15 protein-coding genes are annotated in these 16,956 nt (G+C 68.6%); 13 read left to right on the top strand and 2 right to left on the bottom strand.

The features are described from left to right. The first annotated feature begins 25 nt into the window (after positions 1 to 25). Positions 26 to 460: a nitroreductase family deazaflavin-dependent oxidoreductase gene (locus NBRGI_RS00555; RefSeq protein ID WP_029892261.1), complete on the top strand. Its 435-nt coding sequence runs from the start codon at positions 26 to 28 to the stop codon at positions 458 to 460. 78 nt (positions 461 to 538) lie between these two features. Beyond that, complete coding sequence (gene ilvA, locus NBRGI_RS00550) at positions 539 to 1,894, top strand: threonine ammonia-lyase IlvA (protein ID WP_029892260.1); 1,356 nt, start codon at positions 539 to 541, stop codon at positions 1,892 to 1,894. A 51-nt stretch (positions 1,895 to 1,945) separates the two neighbouring features. Here ilvA and NBRGI_RS43245 read toward each other — a convergent pair whose 3' ends face one another. Beyond that, positions 1,946 to 3,058: a serine hydrolase domain-containing protein gene (locus tag NBRGI_RS43245; RefSeq protein ID WP_235210801.1), complete on the bottom strand. Its 1,113-nt coding sequence runs from the start codon at positions 3,056 to 3,058 to the stop codon at positions 1,946 to 1,948. A 408-nt stretch (positions 3,059 to 3,466) separates the two neighbouring features. Between NBRGI_RS43245 and NBRGI_RS00540 the strand changes: the two genes are divergently transcribed. The 3 genes from NBRGI_RS00540 (at position 3,467) to NBRGI_RS00530 (ending at position 6,003) form a co-directional block, all read left to right on the top strand. Next, the gene (locus NBRGI_RS00540) at positions 3,467 to 4,084 is read left to right on the top strand and encodes a class I SAM-dependent methyltransferase (RefSeq protein ID WP_029892259.1); all 618 of its coding nucleotides are present in this window, start codon (positions 3,467 to 3,469) and stop codon (positions 4,082 to 4,084) included. 79 nt (positions 4,085 to 4,163) lie between these two features. Beyond that, positions 4,164 to 4,736, top strand: coding sequence for a TetR/AcrR family transcriptional regulator (locus NBRGI_RS00535; RefSeq protein ID WP_029892258.1), 573 nt, complete (start codon positions 4,164 to 4,166; stop codon positions 4,734 to 4,736). Between the two features lie 76 nt (positions 4,737 to 4,812). Next, positions 4,813 to 6,003, top strand: a complete 1,191-nt coding sequence (locus NBRGI_RS00530; protein WP_029892257.1) for a Cmx/CmrA family chloramphenicol efflux MFS transporter — start codon at positions 4,813 to 4,815, stop codon at positions 6,001 to 6,003. 253 nt (positions 6,004 to 6,256) lie between these two features. Here NBRGI_RS00530 and dnaE read toward each other — a convergent pair whose 3' ends face one another. Beyond that, positions 6,257 to 9,805: a DNA polymerase III subunit alpha gene (gene dnaE, locus NBRGI_RS00525; RefSeq protein ID WP_029892256.1), complete on the bottom strand. Its 3,549-nt coding sequence runs from the start codon at positions 9,803 to 9,805 to the stop codon at positions 6,257 to 6,259. 116 nt (positions 9,806 to 9,921) lie between these two features. Here dnaE and NBRGI_RS00520 point away from each other — a divergent pair, with 116 nt between their 5' ends. From NBRGI_RS00520 to NBRGI_RS43240, 8 genes are all read left to right on the top strand, one after another. Continuing rightward, a complete protein-coding gene (locus NBRGI_RS00520; protein WP_029892255.1) occupies positions 9,922 to 10,137 on the top strand; it encodes a hypothetical protein in 216 nt (71 codons plus the stop codon). 135 nt (positions 10,138 to 10,272) lie between these two features. Beyond that, complete coding sequence (locus NBRGI_RS00515; protein WP_029892254.1) at positions 10,273 to 11,472, top strand: sensor histidine kinase; 1,200 nt, start codon at positions 10,273 to 10,275, stop codon at positions 11,470 to 11,472. Positions 11,473 to 11,585: 113 nt separating this feature from the next. Further along, positions 11,586 to 12,383 (top strand): LytR/AlgR family response regulator transcription factor, encoded by a 798-nt coding sequence (locus NBRGI_RS00510; protein ID WP_029892253.1) that lies wholly within the window; start codon positions 11,586 to 11,588, stop codon positions 12,381 to 12,383. Beyond that, entirely contained in the window at positions 12,368 to 12,745 is a 378-nt protein-coding gene (locus NBRGI_RS00505) for a hypothetical protein (protein ID WP_029892252.1), read from the top strand. Before NBRGI_RS00510 ends, NBRGI_RS00505 begins: the two co-directional genes overlap by 16 nt. Next, on the top strand, positions 12,745 to 14,499 hold the full coding sequence (locus NBRGI_RS00500) for a sodium/solute symporter (RefSeq protein WP_029892251.1): 1,755 nt from the start codon (positions 12,745 to 12,747) through the stop codon (positions 14,497 to 14,499). The genes NBRGI_RS00505 and NBRGI_RS00500 overlap by 1 nt, the downstream gene beginning before the upstream one ends. Positions 14,500 to 14,644: 145 nt before the next feature. After that, the gene (locus tag NBRGI_RS00495) at positions 14,645 to 15,001 is read left to right on the top strand and encodes a DUF485 domain-containing protein (protein ID WP_029892250.1); all 357 of its coding nucleotides are present in this window, start codon (positions 14,645 to 14,647) and stop codon (positions 14,999 to 15,001) included. Further along, positions 14,998 to 16,635 (top strand): solute symporter family protein, encoded by a 1,638-nt coding sequence (locus tag NBRGI_RS00490; protein ID WP_029892249.1) that lies wholly within the window; start codon positions 14,998 to 15,000, stop codon positions 16,633 to 16,635. Before NBRGI_RS00495 ends, NBRGI_RS00490 begins: the two co-directional genes overlap by 4 nt. Before the next feature lie 52 nt (positions 16,636 to 16,687). Next, positions 16,688 to 16,956 (top strand): acetyl-coenzyme A synthetase N-terminal domain-containing protein (locus NBRGI_RS43240; RefSeq protein ID WP_036556826.1); only part of this gene is annotated, 269 nt, incomplete at its 3' end.

Raw genomic sequence — 16,956 nt, 5'->3', positions numbered from 1 at the left:
CGGTCCGCGCCGTGTTGTCCCCCATATGCCTCTGACTGGAGATTACGAACCGAGTACCTCAGATTGGGCCCGCGAGCAGGCCGAGAAGTACGAGAACTCCGGCGGCACCACAGCCACCACCCTTCAAGGCCGGCCGGTCATCCTGCTCACCACCAAAGGCGCGAAGACCGGAAAGCTGCGCAAGACGCCGCTGATGCGCGTCGAGCACAACGGCGAATACGCGGTCGTGGCCTCGCTGGGCGGCGCGCCGAAAAACCCGGTCTGGTACTACAACATCAAGGCCGAGCCGCACGTCGAACTGCGCGACGGCGAGGTGAACAAGGACTACACCGCCCGCGAGGTGTTCGGCGAGGAGCGGCAGCTGTGGTGGGACCGGGCCACCGAAGTATGGCCGGACTACATCGAGTACACGAAGAAGACCGACCGCGTGATTCCGGTCTTCGTGCTGACCCCGCGGTAATCGCGAACCCGCGGCAATCGGCCGCGGCACTGCCACCCGCCGCATCCGCCCGTCGCGGCGGGTGGCAGCATATTTCGGGTGTCCAATCCGCTTGATGTCATCGACGCACTGTCCAGTTCTCGTCCCGCGCTGAGCGCGGACGAGATCGACGCTGCCGCCAAGCGCATTGCCGAGATCATCGAGCCGACTCCGCTGCAACGCAGCGAGCGGCTTTCCCGCCTCACCGGCGCCAACGTCTACCTCAAGCGCGAAGACCTCTCCGCGGTCCGCTCCTACAAGCTGCGCGGCGCGTACAACCTGGTCATGCAGCTGACCGAGACCGAGCGCGCGGCCGGCGTGGTCGCCGCGAGCGCCGGCAATCACGCCCAGGGCGTGGCGTTCGCCTGTCATGCGATGGGCATCAAGGGCCGCATCTACGTACCGACCACCACCCCCAAGCAGAAGCGCGACCGGATCCGCGTGCACGGCGGCGAATTCGTGGAGCTGATCGCCATCGGCGAGACCTACGACGCGGCCGCCGCGGCCGCCGCCGACGATGTGGCCCGCACCGGCGCGACCATGGTGCCGCCGTTCGACGACGCCCGCACCGCCGCCGGGCAGGGCACCATCGCGCCGGAGATCCTGGAACAACTCGGCGCCGCACCGGATCTGGTCGTGGTGCCGGTGGGCGGCGGCGGCTGCCTGGCCGGCATCGGCACCTACCTGCGCGACCGCGCGCCGAGCACCGCGATCCTCGGGGTCGAGCCCGCGGGTGCGGCCTCGATGACCGCGGCACTGGTCGCGGGCGGCCCGGTGACGCTGCCGGAGATCGATCCGTTCGTGGACGGTGCGGCGGTACGCCGGATCGGCGCGGTACCGTTCGCGGCCGTCTCCGGCTTCGGCGGGCGGGTGGTCTCGCATGCCTCGCTGCCGTTACTGACCACCACCGAATCCCCCACCGGGGCCAGTTCGTTCCGGATGATGCAGGTCGACGAGGGCGCGATCTGCACCGCCATGCTCGACCTGTATCAGAACGAGGGCATCATCGCCGAACCCGCAGGGGCACTGGCGGTTTCCGCGCTGGCCGAGCTGACCCTGCAACCGGGGTCGACGGTGGTGTGCCTGGTCTCCGGCGGCAACAACGACGTGTCGCGCTACGGCGAGATCATCGAGCGCTCGCTGGTGCACCGCGGCCTGAAACACTATTTCCTGGTGGACTTTCCGCAGGAACCGGGCGCGTTGCGGCGCTTCCTCGACGAGGTGCTCGGGCCCGACGACGACATCACCACGTTCGAGTACGTCAAGCGCAACAACCGTGAGACGGGCTCGGCGCTGGTCGGCATCGAGCTCGGCACGCCGGAGGGGCTGGGACCGCTGCTGGAGCGCATGGACGAGTCGCCGATCCAGTGCGAACGACTGGAACCCGGCTCGCCCGCGTACCGCTACCTGACCTGACCTGACCGAAAAGCTACGGCCGCACCGCTTTCCGCGTGGCGGCCGTAGTGCTCAGGCCGCTTTCTCCTGCGGCACCTCGACCGGAATCCGACGGGTGGCCCGCAGGCAGTTGAGCACCAGCGGCAGCAGCCAGAAGGCGGCGGACTGGTCGTAGGACAGCTGCGCCGCCGACAACCGGTTGTGCACGAAGCCGACCGAAAGTCCCAGGCGCGGTTCGGCCCAGCCGAACGATCCACCCAGACCGATATGCCCGAACCCGGCCCGCGCGCCCGGCATCGGCAGCGAGTGGTAGCCGAGCCGCCACAGCATCGGGGCGTAGAACAGCGCGTTGTCGAGCCGGTAGGTCTGAATTCGCCGGATCGCGTTGATGGTTCGCGCGCTGAGATACTGCTTTCCGTCCGCGACACCGTCATTGGCCAGCACGCCGTACATCCCGGCGAGAGCGGACGCGGTGCACACGCCGTTGCCCGCGCCGAGTTCGGTGCGCAGGATCGGCGGCGCGTCACCCTCCAGGATGGATTCCAACCCCGGCAGGAACAGGCAGCGCGTCGCCGCGCCCAGCGCGCCGGGGATCCGGTGGCTGCGGCCCAATACCAGTGCGCCGAGCGGGTTTCCGATCGCCTTCAGGTGCGTTCCCGCCAGCGGCGCGTACGTGGTGCGCGCGTGTTCGGGCGGCAGGCCGAGGTGGATGCCCTCGAGGCCGAGCGGATCGGCCACCTCGGAGCGGAACAGCTCGCCCATGCTGTGGCCGGTGACCGCGCGGGCGAGACCGGCCATCAGCCAGCCGTAGGTGAGCGCGTGATAGGCCGGAACACCCAGCAGCCGATCGGGTTTCGCGGCCGCGAGACGCTGTTCCATCAGTTCGTGATCGAGCACGTCGTCCAGGCCGGTGGCGAGGGGGGCGAGCGCGGACAGTCCCGCACTGTGCGTCATCGTCTGGCGCACCGTGATCTTGTCCTTGCCGTTCGCGCCGAACTCCGGCCAGTACTCGGCGACCGGTGCGGCGTAATCGATCAGTCCGCGATCGGCGAGCCGGTGGATGACGGTGGCGGTGACACCTTTGGTGGCGGAGAAGATGATCGACCCGGTGTCCTGGGTCCAGGGGGACGTGCCGCCCGCGGAGCCGGTGCAGATGTCGAGCAGGGGTTCGCCGTGCAGGTGCACCGACAGCGCGCCGCCCGCCCGCGACGGCGTCCGAAGGTCCTGGCGAAAGCGCGCACCAGGGGGGCGAATTCGGCGGTGGCGTGGCCACTCGTCCCAGTGGGGATCGGCGCTGGACCCCCCGCGGCATCGTTGCTCATCTTTCCACGGTAATGGCGACGGTCACACCCGGCAATGGGTCTGTCTCGGACAGTTGTCTTTCGTGACCTTTCCGCAAGCGGCGCGCGAACGGGTGTGCGGCCGCGGCCCACAGGCGCTGGACAGTCCGTTGCCGCCCCTTGTCGAGGTACGCGACGGCCCCGGAAAGGTCAGGGACCAGCGGGTTCGAACCCCGCCGCGATTGCAGGCCGGTAGCGCGCCGTCTCAGAAACAGACGTGGCGGTATCGCTCGGGTACTGGAAGAGTGGGCGTGTGGGCTTCTATCGAGATCGAGTGGTGCCGCGGATCGTGGACGCGGCCTGCGGGATGCGGTTCAACGAACCGCTGCGCGAGCGGGTGTGCGCGGGCCTCACCGGCCGAGTGGTGGAGATCGGGTTCGGGTCCGGGCTGAACGTGCCGTTCTATCCGGAGACCGTCGAGCTGGTCAGCGCGGTCGAACCCGCCGACCTCGGCTGGCGGCTCGCGAGCGAGCGGGTCGCGGCAGCCAGGGTGCCGATCGAACGGTCCGGACTGGACGGGCAAGCACTGCCGTTCGGCGACAACAGTTTCGACAGCGCCCTGTCCACCTGGACGTTGTGCACCATCCCCGACGTGGCGACCGCGCTGGCGGAAGTGCGCCGGGTACTCGCACCGGGCGGCACCCTGCACTTCGTCGAGCACGGCCTCGCACCGGACCAGCGCGTGCAGGTGTGGCAGCACCGGCTCAATCCGATTCAGAAGACCTTCGCGGGCGGGTGCCACCTGAACCGCGATATCCGCGGCCTGCTCACCGACGCGGGATTCGAGATCCGCGATATCGATGTGTTCTACGGCGAGGACGCCCCGCGGTTTCTCGCCGCGCAGTCGCTCGGCGTGGCGGTCGCCGCTTAGCCGCTCGCCGAAAGCGCAGCTCAACGCGCGCACCATCCATTTTGAAATGATCAGTTCAAAATGTGCTAGCGTGACCGGCATGGCACGACCGAGACAGTTCGACGAGGAGCGCGCGGTGGATGCCGCGATGCGCGCGTTCTGGATCGCGGGCTACGAGGCCACCTCGACACAGGCGCTGTGCGAGGCGACCGGCCTGGGCCGCAGCAGCATCTACAACACCTTCGCCAGCAAGCGCGACCTGTTCGAACGGGCCCTGCGACGGTACATGACCACCAAGAACGCCACCACCTTCGAACTTCTGGACAGCGACCTGGACGCGAAGGCCAAAATGCGCGCGCTGCTGTGGCAGGTGGTCGACGCGCCGGAGGCCGATCCGCTCGGCTGCCTCGTCGTCAACTCGATGGTCGAACTCGCACCGCACGACGCCGAGGTGGCGGCCACGCTGCGCGAGGACCAGCGCCGACGCCTCGCCGCGCTCCGCGACGCACTCGAAAGCGGCAGGCGCGCAGGCGAAATCGACAACAGCAAGACCGCCGACCAACTGGCGCACTTCATGAACGCGACCATCGCCGGCATGCGCGTCGCCGCCCGCGGCGGCGCGAGCCGCGACGCGCTGGCGGCCATCGCCACCACCGCGCTCGACGCCTTCTGATCGACCGAAAAACGGTCGGCCCCTCGCCTTCTGTCTCAGTTTTGAACCGAACGATCTAAAACAGGAGAGGTCTCCGATGCCCCTAGCCGTCTACATCCTCGGGCTGTCCATCTTCGCCCAGGGCACCTCGGAGCTGATGCTCTCGGGACTGCTCACCGAGCTCTCCGCCGACCTCGGGGTGAGCATTCCGCAAGCGGGACTGCTCATTTCGGCCTTCGCGCTCGGCATGCTGGTCGGCGCGCCGGTGCTGGCGGTGGCGACGCTGCGACTACCACGCCGTAACGCGCTGCTCGCCTTTCTCGCCGTCTTCGTCGCCACCCATGTGGTCGCGGCGCTGACCTCGGACTACTGGGTCCTGTTCGCGACCAGGGCGGTCGGCGCCTTCGTCTATGCCGGCTTCTGGTCGGTCGCGGCGACCACCGCCATCGGATTGGTGCCCGCCGACGCCCGCGGTAAAGCGATGAGCATCGTCGCGGGCGGGCTCACCATCGCCACCGTCGTCGGCCTGCCCGTGGGCACCGTGATCGGCCAGCACCTCGGCTGGCGCGCCGCGTTCTGGACCGTCGCGATCATGTCCACCCTGGCGATGCTCGGCGTGTTCACCAAGATCCCCGCCGGACGCGTCGAGACCATACCGGATCTGCGAAAAGAACTGCGCAGCATGGTGAATCCACGGCTCTGGCTCTCCTACGCCACCACCGCCCTCGCCACCGCCGCGCTGCTGGCCAGCTTCGCCTACCTCGGCGCGCTGCTCGCCGAAACCACCGGCCTGCACGGAATCTGGATCCCGATCGTGCTGGCCGTGTACGGTGCCGGCAGCTTCTTCGGCATCGTCGTCGGCGGGCGCACCGCCGACGCGCATCCCGTGCGCACCCTCTACGTCGGCGTCACCGGCCTGATCATCACCTCGGTCCTGCTCGCACTCACCGCCGAATACCCGGCACCCGTCGTGGTGCTCGCATTCCTGTTGGGCGCCTTCGGTTTCGGCACCAACCCCACCCTCAACAGCCGCGTCTTCAACCTCGCCGCCGACGGTCCCACCCTGGCCCCCGCTTTCAACGTCTCGTCCTTCAATATCGGCATCACCGTCGGCCCCTGGCTCGGCGGCCTGGCCATCGGCGCCGGACTCGGTTACGCCGGCGTCGCCTGGATCGGCGCCGCCGTCGGCCTGGCCGCCCTGGGCACCATCACCTGGGAACAGCTCCTCCCCCGCCGTCACTCCACCCCAACCCCCACCGACCACCCAACCCCCGCACTAACCCACTGACCTCCCCACCCCGCTGCGGCCCGCCCCAGCGGGGTAAGTTCGCCACGCCAGGCGAGCCGGCACACCTGGTCCGTCGATCAGGAGGAACTGGCGGCGGCATCGGCCGAGAGACCTCCGCCACCAGTTCCTCCTGATCAACTGACCGACTCGACACGTCAGATCTCATGCGGCACATCAAACCCACGCCACACGTCGAAACCGGTGCGGTGATTCAGGCACACCCCTCCCGGCGGAGGGCGGAGGGCAGCCGGGCTCAGACGGCCAAACAGCCCGGCCCGAGGAGCGCTTTCAAGTCGCCCATCAACGCCGAGGACGGGGAGACGCGCAGGCTGTCGTCGAGTTTCAGGAGGGTGGTTTTGTCACGGGCGCCGACGTGGCGGATGTGTACGTCGGAGGTGCCGGGGTGGCGGGACAGGACGCGCTTGAGTTCGCCGATCTTGTCGGGGGTGCACAGACGGGTGGAGAGGGTGACGGCGAGCGGTTTGGCCACGCCGATGGAGGACAGGTCGGGGACGGCGAGATCGTTGGCGATGAGCGAGATGCGGTCGTCGCGGACCGAGACCCGCGCCTTCACCAGCACCACCGCGTCCTCGACCACGTCCATGCCGTAGACCGAGTAGGCCTGCGGGAAGAACAGCACCTCGATACCACCGGAGAGGTCTTCGAGCTGCGCGGACGCCCAGGCGAGACCGTTCTTGTTGATGCGCCGGTTCACCGAGGCGAGGATGCCGCCGAGGGTCACCTGCGCGCCGTCCTTGATATCGCCTTCGAGGATGGCGGGGATCTGCGTATCCGCCTGCGCCGCGAGCACATGCTCGACGCCGTTGAGCGGATGCCCGGACACGTACAGGCCGAGCATCTCGCGCTCGAGGGCCAGCTTGTGCTTGGACTCCCACTCGTCGTCGGGCACCTTCACGTTGAACACCGAGGCCACCGACTCGTCCGCGTCGACGCCGCCGAACAGATCGAACTGCCCGATCGCCTCGGCCTTCTTGGTGGACATCACCGCGTCGATGGCATCGGAGTGCACCAGCAGCAGACCCTTGCGCGGGTGCCCGAGCGAGTCGAATCCGCCTGCCTTGATGAGGGATTCGGTGACCTTCTTGGTGCAGGCGATGGCGTCGATCTTGTTCAGGTAGTCGGAGAAGTCGGTGAACTTCGACTTCTCCTTGCGCGCGGCGATGATCGAGGACACCACGTTGGCGCCGACGTTGCGCACCGCGCCGAGCCCGAACCGGATGTCCTTGCCGACCGAGGCGAAGTTCAGCTCGGACTCGTTGACGTCCGGCGGCAGCACGGTGATGCCCAGGCGGCGGCAGTCCGAGAGGTAGACCGCGGCCTTGTCCTTGTCGTCACCGACGGAGGTGAGCAGTCCGGCCATGTATTCGGCCGGGTAGTTGGCCTTGAGGTAGGCGGTCCAGAACGAGACCAGGCCGTAGCCCGCGGCGTGCGACTTGTTGAACGCGTAACCGGCGAACGGAAGGATGGTGTCCCACAGAGCCTTCACCGCGGCCTCGGAGAACCCGTTGTTCGTCATGCCCTCGTGGAAGCCCTTGTACTCGGCCTCGAGCACCTCGAGCTTCTTCTTACCCATGGCCTTGCGCAGCGCGTCGGCCTTGCCCATGGTGTAGCTGGCGACCTTCTGGGCGATGAACATGATCTGCTCTTGGTAGACGATCAGGCCGTAGGTCTCGGCGAGAATGTCCTTCAGCGGCTCTTCGAGCTCCGGGTGGATCGGTTTGATCTCCTGCCGCCCGTTCTTGCGGTCGGCATAGTCGTTGTGCGCGTTCATGCCCATCGGGCCGGGGCGATACAGCGCGAGCACCGCGACGATGTCGTTGAAGCCGGTCGGCTGCATGCGCCGCAGCAGATCGCGCATGGGGCCGCCGTCGAGCTGGAAGACGCCGAGCGTGTCACCGCGGGACAGCAATTCGTAGGTCGCGGGATCGTCGAGCGGCAGGTTGTCCATGTCGAGGTCGATGCCGCGGTTGGCCTTGATGTTGTCCAGCGCGTCGCCGATGACGGTGAGGTTGCGCAGGCCGAGGAAGTCCATCTTCAGCAGGCCGATGGCCTCGCAGGACGGGTAGTCCCACCCGGTGATGATGGCGCCGTCCTGGGCCCGCTTCCACACCGGGATCGCGTCGGTCAGCGGCTCGGAGGACATGATGACCGCACAGGCGTGCACGCCCGCGTTGCGGATCAGGCCCTCGAGGCCACGGGCGGTCTCGTAGATCTTCGCGACATCGGGATTCGTGCTGATCAGCTCGCGGACCTCGGCGGCTTCCTTGTACCGCTCGTGGTCGGGATCGGTGATGCCCGCAACCGAGATGTCCTTGGCCATGATCGGCGGCGGCAGCGCCTTGGAGATCTGGTCGGCGATGGCGAAACCGGGCTGGCCGAACAGGACTCGCGCGGAGTCCTTGATCGCGGCCTTGGTCTTGATGGTGCCGAAGGTGATCACCTGGGCGACCCGGTCGCTGCCCCACTTCTCGGTGGCGTAGCGGACCATCTCACCGCGGCGGCGATCGTCGAAGTCGATATCGATATCGGGCGCGGACGGGCGTTCCGGGTTCAGGAACCGCTCGAACAGCAGGCCGTGCGGAATCGGGTCGATATTGGTGATGCCCAGCGCGTAGGCGACCAGCGAACCGGCCGCCGAACCACGGCCGGGACCGACCCGGATACCGACCTCTTTCGCGTGCGAGACGAGGTCACCGACGACGAGGAAGTAGGCCGGGAAACCCTTCTGCTTGATGACGTCGAGCTCGAAATAGGCGCGGCTGTAGTACTCCTCGGGCACGCCGCCGGGGAAGCGACGCTCGAGGCCACGGTCGACCTCTTTGCGCAGCCACGAATCCTGGTCCTCGCCCTCGGGCACCGGGAACACCGGCATCCGGTCCTTGAAAGCCCAGACGTCGTCGTAGGACTGCACCCGCTCGCCGATGAGCACGGTGTTGTCGCAGGCGCCGGGCACCTCGGCGTCCCACAGCGCGCGCATCTCCTCGGCGGACTTCAGGAAGTAGCCGTCACCGTCGAACTTGAACCTGGTCGGGTCGGAGAGCGTCTTGCCGGTCTGAATGCACAGCAGCGCTTCGTGGTTGGTGGACTGGTCCTTGGTGACGTAGTGGCAGTCGTTGGTGGCCAGCGGCGGGATGCCGAGCTTGCGGCCGACCTCGAGCAGGCCCTCGCGGACCCGGCGTTCGATGGACAGCCCGTGATCCATGATCTCGAGGAAGAAATTGTCCTTGCCGAAGATCTCCTGCCACTTGGCCGCCGCCTCCAGGGCCTCGCGGTCGTGGCCGAGGCGCAGCCTGGTCTGCACCTCGCCCGAGGGGCAGCCGGTGGTCGCGATGATGCCCTCGGCGTACTGGGCGATGATCTCCTCGTCCATCCGCGCCCACTTGCCGAGCTGGCCCTCGAGCGAGGCCAGCGACGAGAGCTTGAACAGGTTGCGCAGGCCGGTCGCGGTCTCCGCGACCATGGTCATGTGGGTGTAGGCGCCGGAGCCGGAGACGTCGTCGCCCTTCTGGCTCGGGTCACCCCACAGCACGCGCTTGGTGTCGAAGCGGGAGGCGGGCGCGATGTAGGCCTCGATGCCGATGATCGGTTTGATGTCGGCTTTCTTCGCCGAGTTGTAGAACTCGGAGGCGCCGTACATGTTGCCGTGGTCGGTCATCCCGACCGCGTTCATTCCCAGCCGTTTCGCCTCCGCGAACAGGGGCGAAATCTTTGCCGCACCATCGAGCATGGAGTACTCGGTGTGGTTGTGCAGGTGAACGAACGATCCGGACGAGGCGGCCAAGACGGTCCTTCCTCCCAAGGTCTCGACGGGGGTTGGCCTAGCGATTCTAGGCACGTCGGTACGACATTTTTTTCGAGGCGCGCGCGGCGCATCGAGACATCCCAGGAGCCCCCGGCGTGTCGGTGTCGAAGATCACCGGCGCGTCCCGCGAGACCCCCTCGGGGAGTCCGATTTCCGCGAGCGACGTCCAGCGCGGAACGACCGACCCTACTCGACCCGACCGGCAGCGGCGGTCATCGCCGGACCACACGGTGCTGCCCCCGGATCTCGGGGCAACGCATATCCCGGAACCCGGCGAGGTCGAGTTCCGCGTCGGCGAATACCAGGGCTGACGCCGCGCACAGGTCAGGCCCGCACGCACGGATACGCCGGTGCGCGCGGACAGGCCATGCGCGGCACCGGCATACCGACGGTGCCGGGCGCGATAATCGGCGCATGAACGGAGTTCCGGTGCCGTGGGGCGCGCGGTGACGGCGACGATCGTCGCCCTCGTGGTCTCGGCCGCCATGATCGCCGGTGCGCTGGTGATCTGGCCGCGCACCCGCCGGGTGGTCACTACGCCGGCCGAGCGCGCGGTGCACACGGCGCTGCACACCGCGTCGCTGGCGGCGATTCCGCTGCGCCGCGGGCTCACCGAACAGTCGGCGCGCGAATCCGCGCCGCACCTGCGGGTGCTGACCGGCGCCGAAGCGCTCGGCATCGCCGACCCGGACGGCACCCTGCTCGCCTGGGACGGTCCGCACGCCGAACTCGCCGAGCATTTCACCGAGGCGGCCAAGCGGGCGGTCACCGGCGAGCGGCCGGTCCTCGTGGCCGGGCCGGGTCACAGCGAGCACGCCGGTCGCACGCTCCTTGCGCAGCCGCTGCTGATCGAGAGCACCGGGGTGGCGGGGGCGATCGGCGTCGTCACCACCGGCCGGCCGGGGCCGGGCTGGCTCGGCGCGGTGGCCGAGGTGGCTCGATACGCCTGCGGCCAACTGGAATTGGCCGAACTGGACGCCTCCCGGGCCCGGCTCGATCGCGCCGAGGTGCGCGCGCTGCGCGCCCAGATCAGCCCGCACTTCATCTACAACGCGCTGAACACGATCGCCTCGTTCGTGCGCACCGACCCGGATCGGGCCCGCGAGTTGATCCTGGAATTCGCCGACTTCACCCGCTATTCCTTCCGCGCCGCGGGCGAATTCACCGTGCTGGCCGACGAACTGCGCAATATCGAGCGCTATCTCGCGCTCGAGCGCGCCCGCTTCGGCGACGCGCTCGACGTCCGGTTGCAGATCGCGCCGGAGGTGCTCGGCGTGGTGCTGCCCTTTCTCGCGCTGCAACCGCTGGTGGAGAACGCGGTCCGGCACGGCCTGGCGGGCGCGGCGCGCGGCGGCACGGTGCACATCACCGCGGCCGACGCGGGCACCGACTGCCTGATCAGTGTCGAGGACGACGGCGTCGGCATGGATCCGGAACTGCTGCGCTCGGGCGCGCTCGACGCCGTCGAAACCGGCAAGGGGCCAGCCGGTTCCGGTGAGTCCGCGCATGTCGGCCTCGCCAATGTGGACGACCGGCTGCGCGCCGCCTTCGGCAACGACTACGGCCTGACCGTCGAGACCGCACCCGGCGCGGGCACCAAAGTCTCGCTGCGCGTGCCGAAGTTCCGCGCCGGCATCCAGGCGTGATCGCCGGAATCCGAGCCGGTGTCCGGCGCGCTGCCTTCACGAGCCGAGCACCTCGGTGCTGCTGCAGCGTTCCGCTCGGTGCGACCCGGCACTGCCTCTACGATGGAGCGATTGTGGCCAGGAGCGCTGAGGGGAGCGGCGGCGTAGTCCGCGTGCTCGCCGTCGACGACGAGAAACCGGCTCTCGACGAGCTGGTCTATTTGCTGCGCGCCCAGCCGGGCGTCGGCGAGATCCACGCCGCCGCCGACGCGACCACCGCGTTGCGCATGTTGCGGGCGCATCCGGTGGACGCCGTGTTCCTCGATATCAACATGCCCGGGCTGGACGGCATGGAGCTGGCGGGCATCCTCTCGGAGTTCGCGAACCCGCCCGCGGTGGTCTTCGTGACCGCGCACGACGACCGCGCGGTGGCCGCGTTCGATCTCGGCGCGGTGGACTATCTGCTCAAACCACTGCGGGAGGAGCGCCTGGCCGAGGCGGTGCGCCGGATCGTCAGCACCCGGGCGGCCGCGGCGCCGATCGCCGACACGCCGCGCGCGGACCCGAGCGAGGTGATCCCGGTCGAGCTCGGCGGCGTGACCACGCTGGTATCCCGGTCCAGCGTGAGCTGGGTGGAGGCGGACGGCGACTACGCCAGGCTGCACACCAGCGGCGGATCGCACCTGGTCCGGATCCCGTTGTCCGCGTTGGAGTCCCGCTGGCAGGACGCCGGATTCCTGCGGGTACACCGCTCCTACCTGGTCGCTTTGCGTTTGGTCACCGGCCTGCGCACCGTCGGCACCGGCACCGTGGTGTGCCTGCGCGCCGAAGGCAGCGCCGGAGCGGTCGAACTACCGGTCAGCCGCAGGCAGGTCCGCGAGCTGAAACAGCGTCTGGTGCACCGGCCCCGGCAGCAATGGACCGGCCAGTGACCGGGCCGCAGCGCCCGGTCCGGCAGCGCGTCGTGCTGTCGGAACGGCGCGGCGCGCGCCGGGTGCGCACCCGGGTGGAAGTGGCCGAGCAGACCGAGATCGGCGAGGCGCTGATCGGCGGGCTGATCCGGGCCCAGCTCGGCTTGGCGTTGCGGCTCGGACTGGTCACCGTCGTCGTATTGTGCGCGCTGCCGGTGCTTTTCGGGATCGGTCAGGTGGGTTCGGTGGTGGTGCTGGGGATCCGGCTGCCCTGGTTGCTGCTCGGCGTCGCGGTCTACCCGCTGCTGTATCTGATCGGCCGCCTGTATGTCCGCCTCGCCGAACACAACGAGCAGGACTTCCTGGACCTGGCCGAGGACTGATGAACACGGCTTCGGTACCGGTGCTCACCGTGCTCGCGCTGCTGTTCGCGGCACTGGCGACGGTCGCGATCGGCGCCTACGGAGTTCGCCTGGCGCGCACCACCTCCGACTTCCTGGTCGCGTCCCGCAGCGTGCGATCCGGCTGGAACGCCGCCGCCATCTCCGGTGAGTATCTCTCGGCCGCTTCGTTTCTCGGCGTGGCCGGGCTCATCGCGAAGTACGGCGCGGACGCCCTGTGGTACCCCGTGGGCTTCACCGCCGGATACCTGGCGCTGCTGCTGTTCGTCGCCGCGCCGCTGCGCCGCTCGGGCGCGTACACCGTGCCGGATTTCGCCGAATTCCGTTTGGGCTCCTTGCGATTGCGCAGATTGGCCGCGCTGGTCGTGGTGCTGGTGTGCGGGGTGTATCTGATCCCGCAGTTCCAAGGCGCCGGGCTGACCCTGCACACGCTGCTCGGCCTGCCCGACTGGGTGGGCGCGGCCGCGGTGGGCGCCATCGTGATCGCCAATGTGGCCGGCGGCGGCATGCGGTCGATCACGCTGGTGCAGGCCTTCCAGTACTGGCTCAAGCTGACCGCGGTGGCGATCCCCGCCCTGGTGCTGCTTGGCCATTTCCTCGGCGAGGACCGGCCGCTCGGCGCGCCCGCTCCCCCGGTGGTGACCGAGCGGACCGTGGTCGACGTGCGCACCGACGTGGTGGTACAGGTCGATGCGACACAACAGGTTTCGATCACCGGGCGGCTCGATGACCGGACGGTGGACGGCGAGGTGGCGCTCGCCCCCGGCACCCACGAGCTAGCGGCGGGCACCGAGCTCGTGCTGGCCGCGGGCACCGAGGTACCCGTGGTGGCCGGTGCTCCCGCGGACGGCGCGGCCTGGCTGGAACCGGGCGGCGGCTTCGGCGGCAGACACCCGACCTACCAAGTCTATTCGCTGATCGTCGCGACCTTCCTCGGCACCATGGGGTTACCGCACGTGCTGGTGCGGTTCTACACCAACCCGGACGGCCGGGCCGCGCGTGCCACGGCGCTCGCGGTGATCGGCCTGGTCGGCCTGTTCTATCTGTTCCCGATCCTGCTCGGCGTCTTCGCGCGACTGTATGTGCCGCAACTGCTGATCACCGGCACCTCGGACGCCGCGGTGGTGCTGATGCCGAGTTCGGTGGTCGCCGGGCTGCCCGGCCAATTGCTCGCCGCACTGGTGGCCGCCGGTGCGATCGCCGCGTTCCTGTCCACGTCCTCCGGGCTGCTGGTCAGTATCGCGGGTGTGCTCAGCACCGACATGCTGCGCGGCCGGATCCGCGACTTCCGCGCCGCCGCGCTGGTGGCCGGCGTTGTCCCGCTTGCCCTTTCGCTCACCGTGGCGTCGCTGGACCTGTCCCGCACGGTCGGGCTGGCCTTCTCGGTGGCCGCGTCGACGCTGTGCCCGCTGCTGGTGCTCGGCATCTGGTGGCGGGGTCTGACCGCGCGCGGCGCCGCGGCCGGGCTGATCGCGGGCGGGCTGATATCCGGTGGCGCGACCGTGGTTTCGGTGACCGGCGGGTTGTCCGACGACTTCGGCAACGGCTGGCCCGCGGCGCTGCTCGGCTATCCCGCGGCGATCAGCGTCCCGCTGGCGTTCGCGACGATGATGCTGGTCAGCAAGGTGACTCGGGGACCGGGCACGCGCCGGGTGGGGCGGATCTTCGTGCGCATGCACGCGCCCGAACGATTGGGCATGGGCGCCGACCGCGAACGCAGCCTGCGCTCGGACTGAACCGCCGACCGCTCGTCGCGGCACAGCGACCGCTCACCGCACAATCGGCCGCCTTCCCGGAGTGACCCACACCACATCACCATTTCTTCACGCGGGCCTGGCTACGGTGCACAGCAAGTAAGCCATGTCACACGCTAGGACCATCATGACCAGTACCGAACTCGACGGCGACGCCGCCCGGCGCACCCCGAGTGCAGCCGAGTTCATCGCAGTGCAGGCCAGCCCGCAGTTCCAAGAGCTACGAATGCGCTTACGCCGCTTCGTTTTTCCGATGACCGCGCTGTTCCTGCTGTGGTACCTCAGCTACGTGTTGCTCGGCGCGTACGCGCACGACTTCATGGCGCACAAGCTCTTCGGCAACATCAACGTCGGATTGCTGCTCGGGCTCGGGCAGTTCGTGTCCACCTTCGTCATCACCGCGCTGTACGTCCGGTTCGCCAACCGGGAACTGGATCCGCGCGCGGAGGCCATCCGTAACCACCTCGAAGGGGACCGGGCGTGACTCACCTCAGCACCTACGCCGCCGCGGCCACCGTCGGCGAGCCCGTGGCGAACATCGCCATCTTCGGCGTGTTCGTCGCGATCACCATGGTCGTGGTGATCCGCGCCAGCCGCAGCAACGCCACCGCCGCCGACTTCTTCACCGGTGGCCGCGGCTTCTCCGGCCCGCAGAACGGCATCGCCATCGCCGGTGACTATCTTTCCGCCGCAAGCTTTCTCGGCATCGCCGGCGCCATCGCGGTGTACGGCTACGACGGCTTCCTGTACTCCATCGGCTTCCTGGTCGCCTGGCTGGTCGCGCTGCTGCTGGTCGCCGAAATGCTGCGGAACACCGGCAAATTCACCATGGCCGATGTGCTCAGCTTCCGGTTGAAGCAGGGCCCGGTGCGCACCGCCGCGGCGTTGACCACGCTGGCGGTGTCGCTGTTCTATCTGCTGGCCCAGATGGCCGGCGCCGGCGGTCTGGTCGCGCTGCTGCTCGACATCTCCGACAAGACCGGACAATCGGTCGTGATCGCCGTGGTCGGCGTGCTGATGATCGTGTACGTGCTGGTCGGCGGCATGAAGGGCACCACATGGGTGCAGATCATCAAGGCCGTGCTGCTGATCACCGGCGCGGCGCTGATGACGATCATGGTGTTCGCCAAGTTCGGCTTCAACCTGTCCGACATCCTCGGCTCGGCACAGGAGCACGTCGCCGATTCGACGAACAAGGCCGTGGCCGCCCGGGACGTGCTCGCCCCCGGCGCGCAGTACGGCGGCAGCGCCACCTCGAAACTGAACTTCCTGTCTCTCGGTTTGGCGCTGGTGCTCGGCACCGCGGGTCTGCCGCATGTGCTGATGCGCTTCTACACCGTGCCGACCGCGAAGGAGGCGCGCCGATCAGTCGTGTGGGCGATCGGGCTGATCGGCGCGTTCTACCTGTTCACCCTGGTGCTCGGCTACGGCGCCGCCGCCATCGTCGGCCCGGATCGGATCCTGGCCGCCGCGGGCGGGCAGAACTCGGCGGCCCCGCTGCTCGCGTTCGAACTCGGCGGCGTGATCCTGCTCGGCGTCATCTCCGCGGTCGCGTTCGCCACCATCCTCGCGGTGGTCGCGGGCCTCACCATCACGGCGGCCACCTCGTTCGCGCACGACATCTACGCCGGTGTCGTCAAGCGCGGCAAGGTCGACGATGCCAAGCAGGTCAAGGTATCCCGGATCACCGCGGTGGTGATCGGCGTGATCGCAATCGGTCTCGGCATCCTGGCGAACGGGCAGAACATCGCCTTCCTGGTTGCGCTGGCCTTCGCGGTGGCGGCCGCGGCGAACCTGCCGACCATCCTGTACTCGCTGTTCTGGCGGCGGTTCAACACCACCGGCGCGCTGTTCAGCATGTACGGCGGTCTGATCTCGACCATCGTGCTGATCGTCTTCTCCCCCGCCGTGTCCGGCAACAAGGCCGCGATGCTGCCCGGGTCCGATTTCGACTGGTTCCCACTGTCCAATCCCGGAATCGTCTCCATCCCCTTGGCTTTCGTGCTCGGCATCGTCGGCACCCTGATCGGCAAGCCCGACGAGGACCCGGCCAAGACGGCGGAGATGGAGGTCCGCTCGCTGACCGGTGTCGGCGCGGAGAAGGCGGTCGCGCACTGATCGCTGCTCGATCCTCGTTGTCCCCTGTGCTTTCCCGTTAGGAGATATCGCGTTGTCCAGCGCCACCACTGATTCCCGCGACACCACCGGCTACCCGCCCGGCACCGAGTTCGCCGCCCTGGCGAATGCCGATGCGTCCCTGTACAGCTGGGCCGCCGAGGATCGGCAGGCGTTCTGGGCCGAGCAGGCGCGCAAGCTCGACTGGGCGCAACCGTGGTCACAGGTGCTGGACTGGAGTGACGCCCCCGTCGCCAAGTGGTTCGTCGGCGGCAAGCTGAACGTCGCCCACAACTGCGTCGACCGGCACGTGCTCGCCGGGTA

Origin of the sequence: Nocardia brasiliensis IFM 10847 (assembly GCF_000710915.1) — a bacterium.
Classification (GTDB): domain Bacteria; phylum Actinomycetota; class Actinomycetes; order Mycobacteriales; family Mycobacteriaceae; genus Nocardia; species Nocardia brasiliensis_A.
Note: the sequence above shows the minus strand (reverse complement) of the source record. Positions and strands in the feature narration are given on the sequence as shown.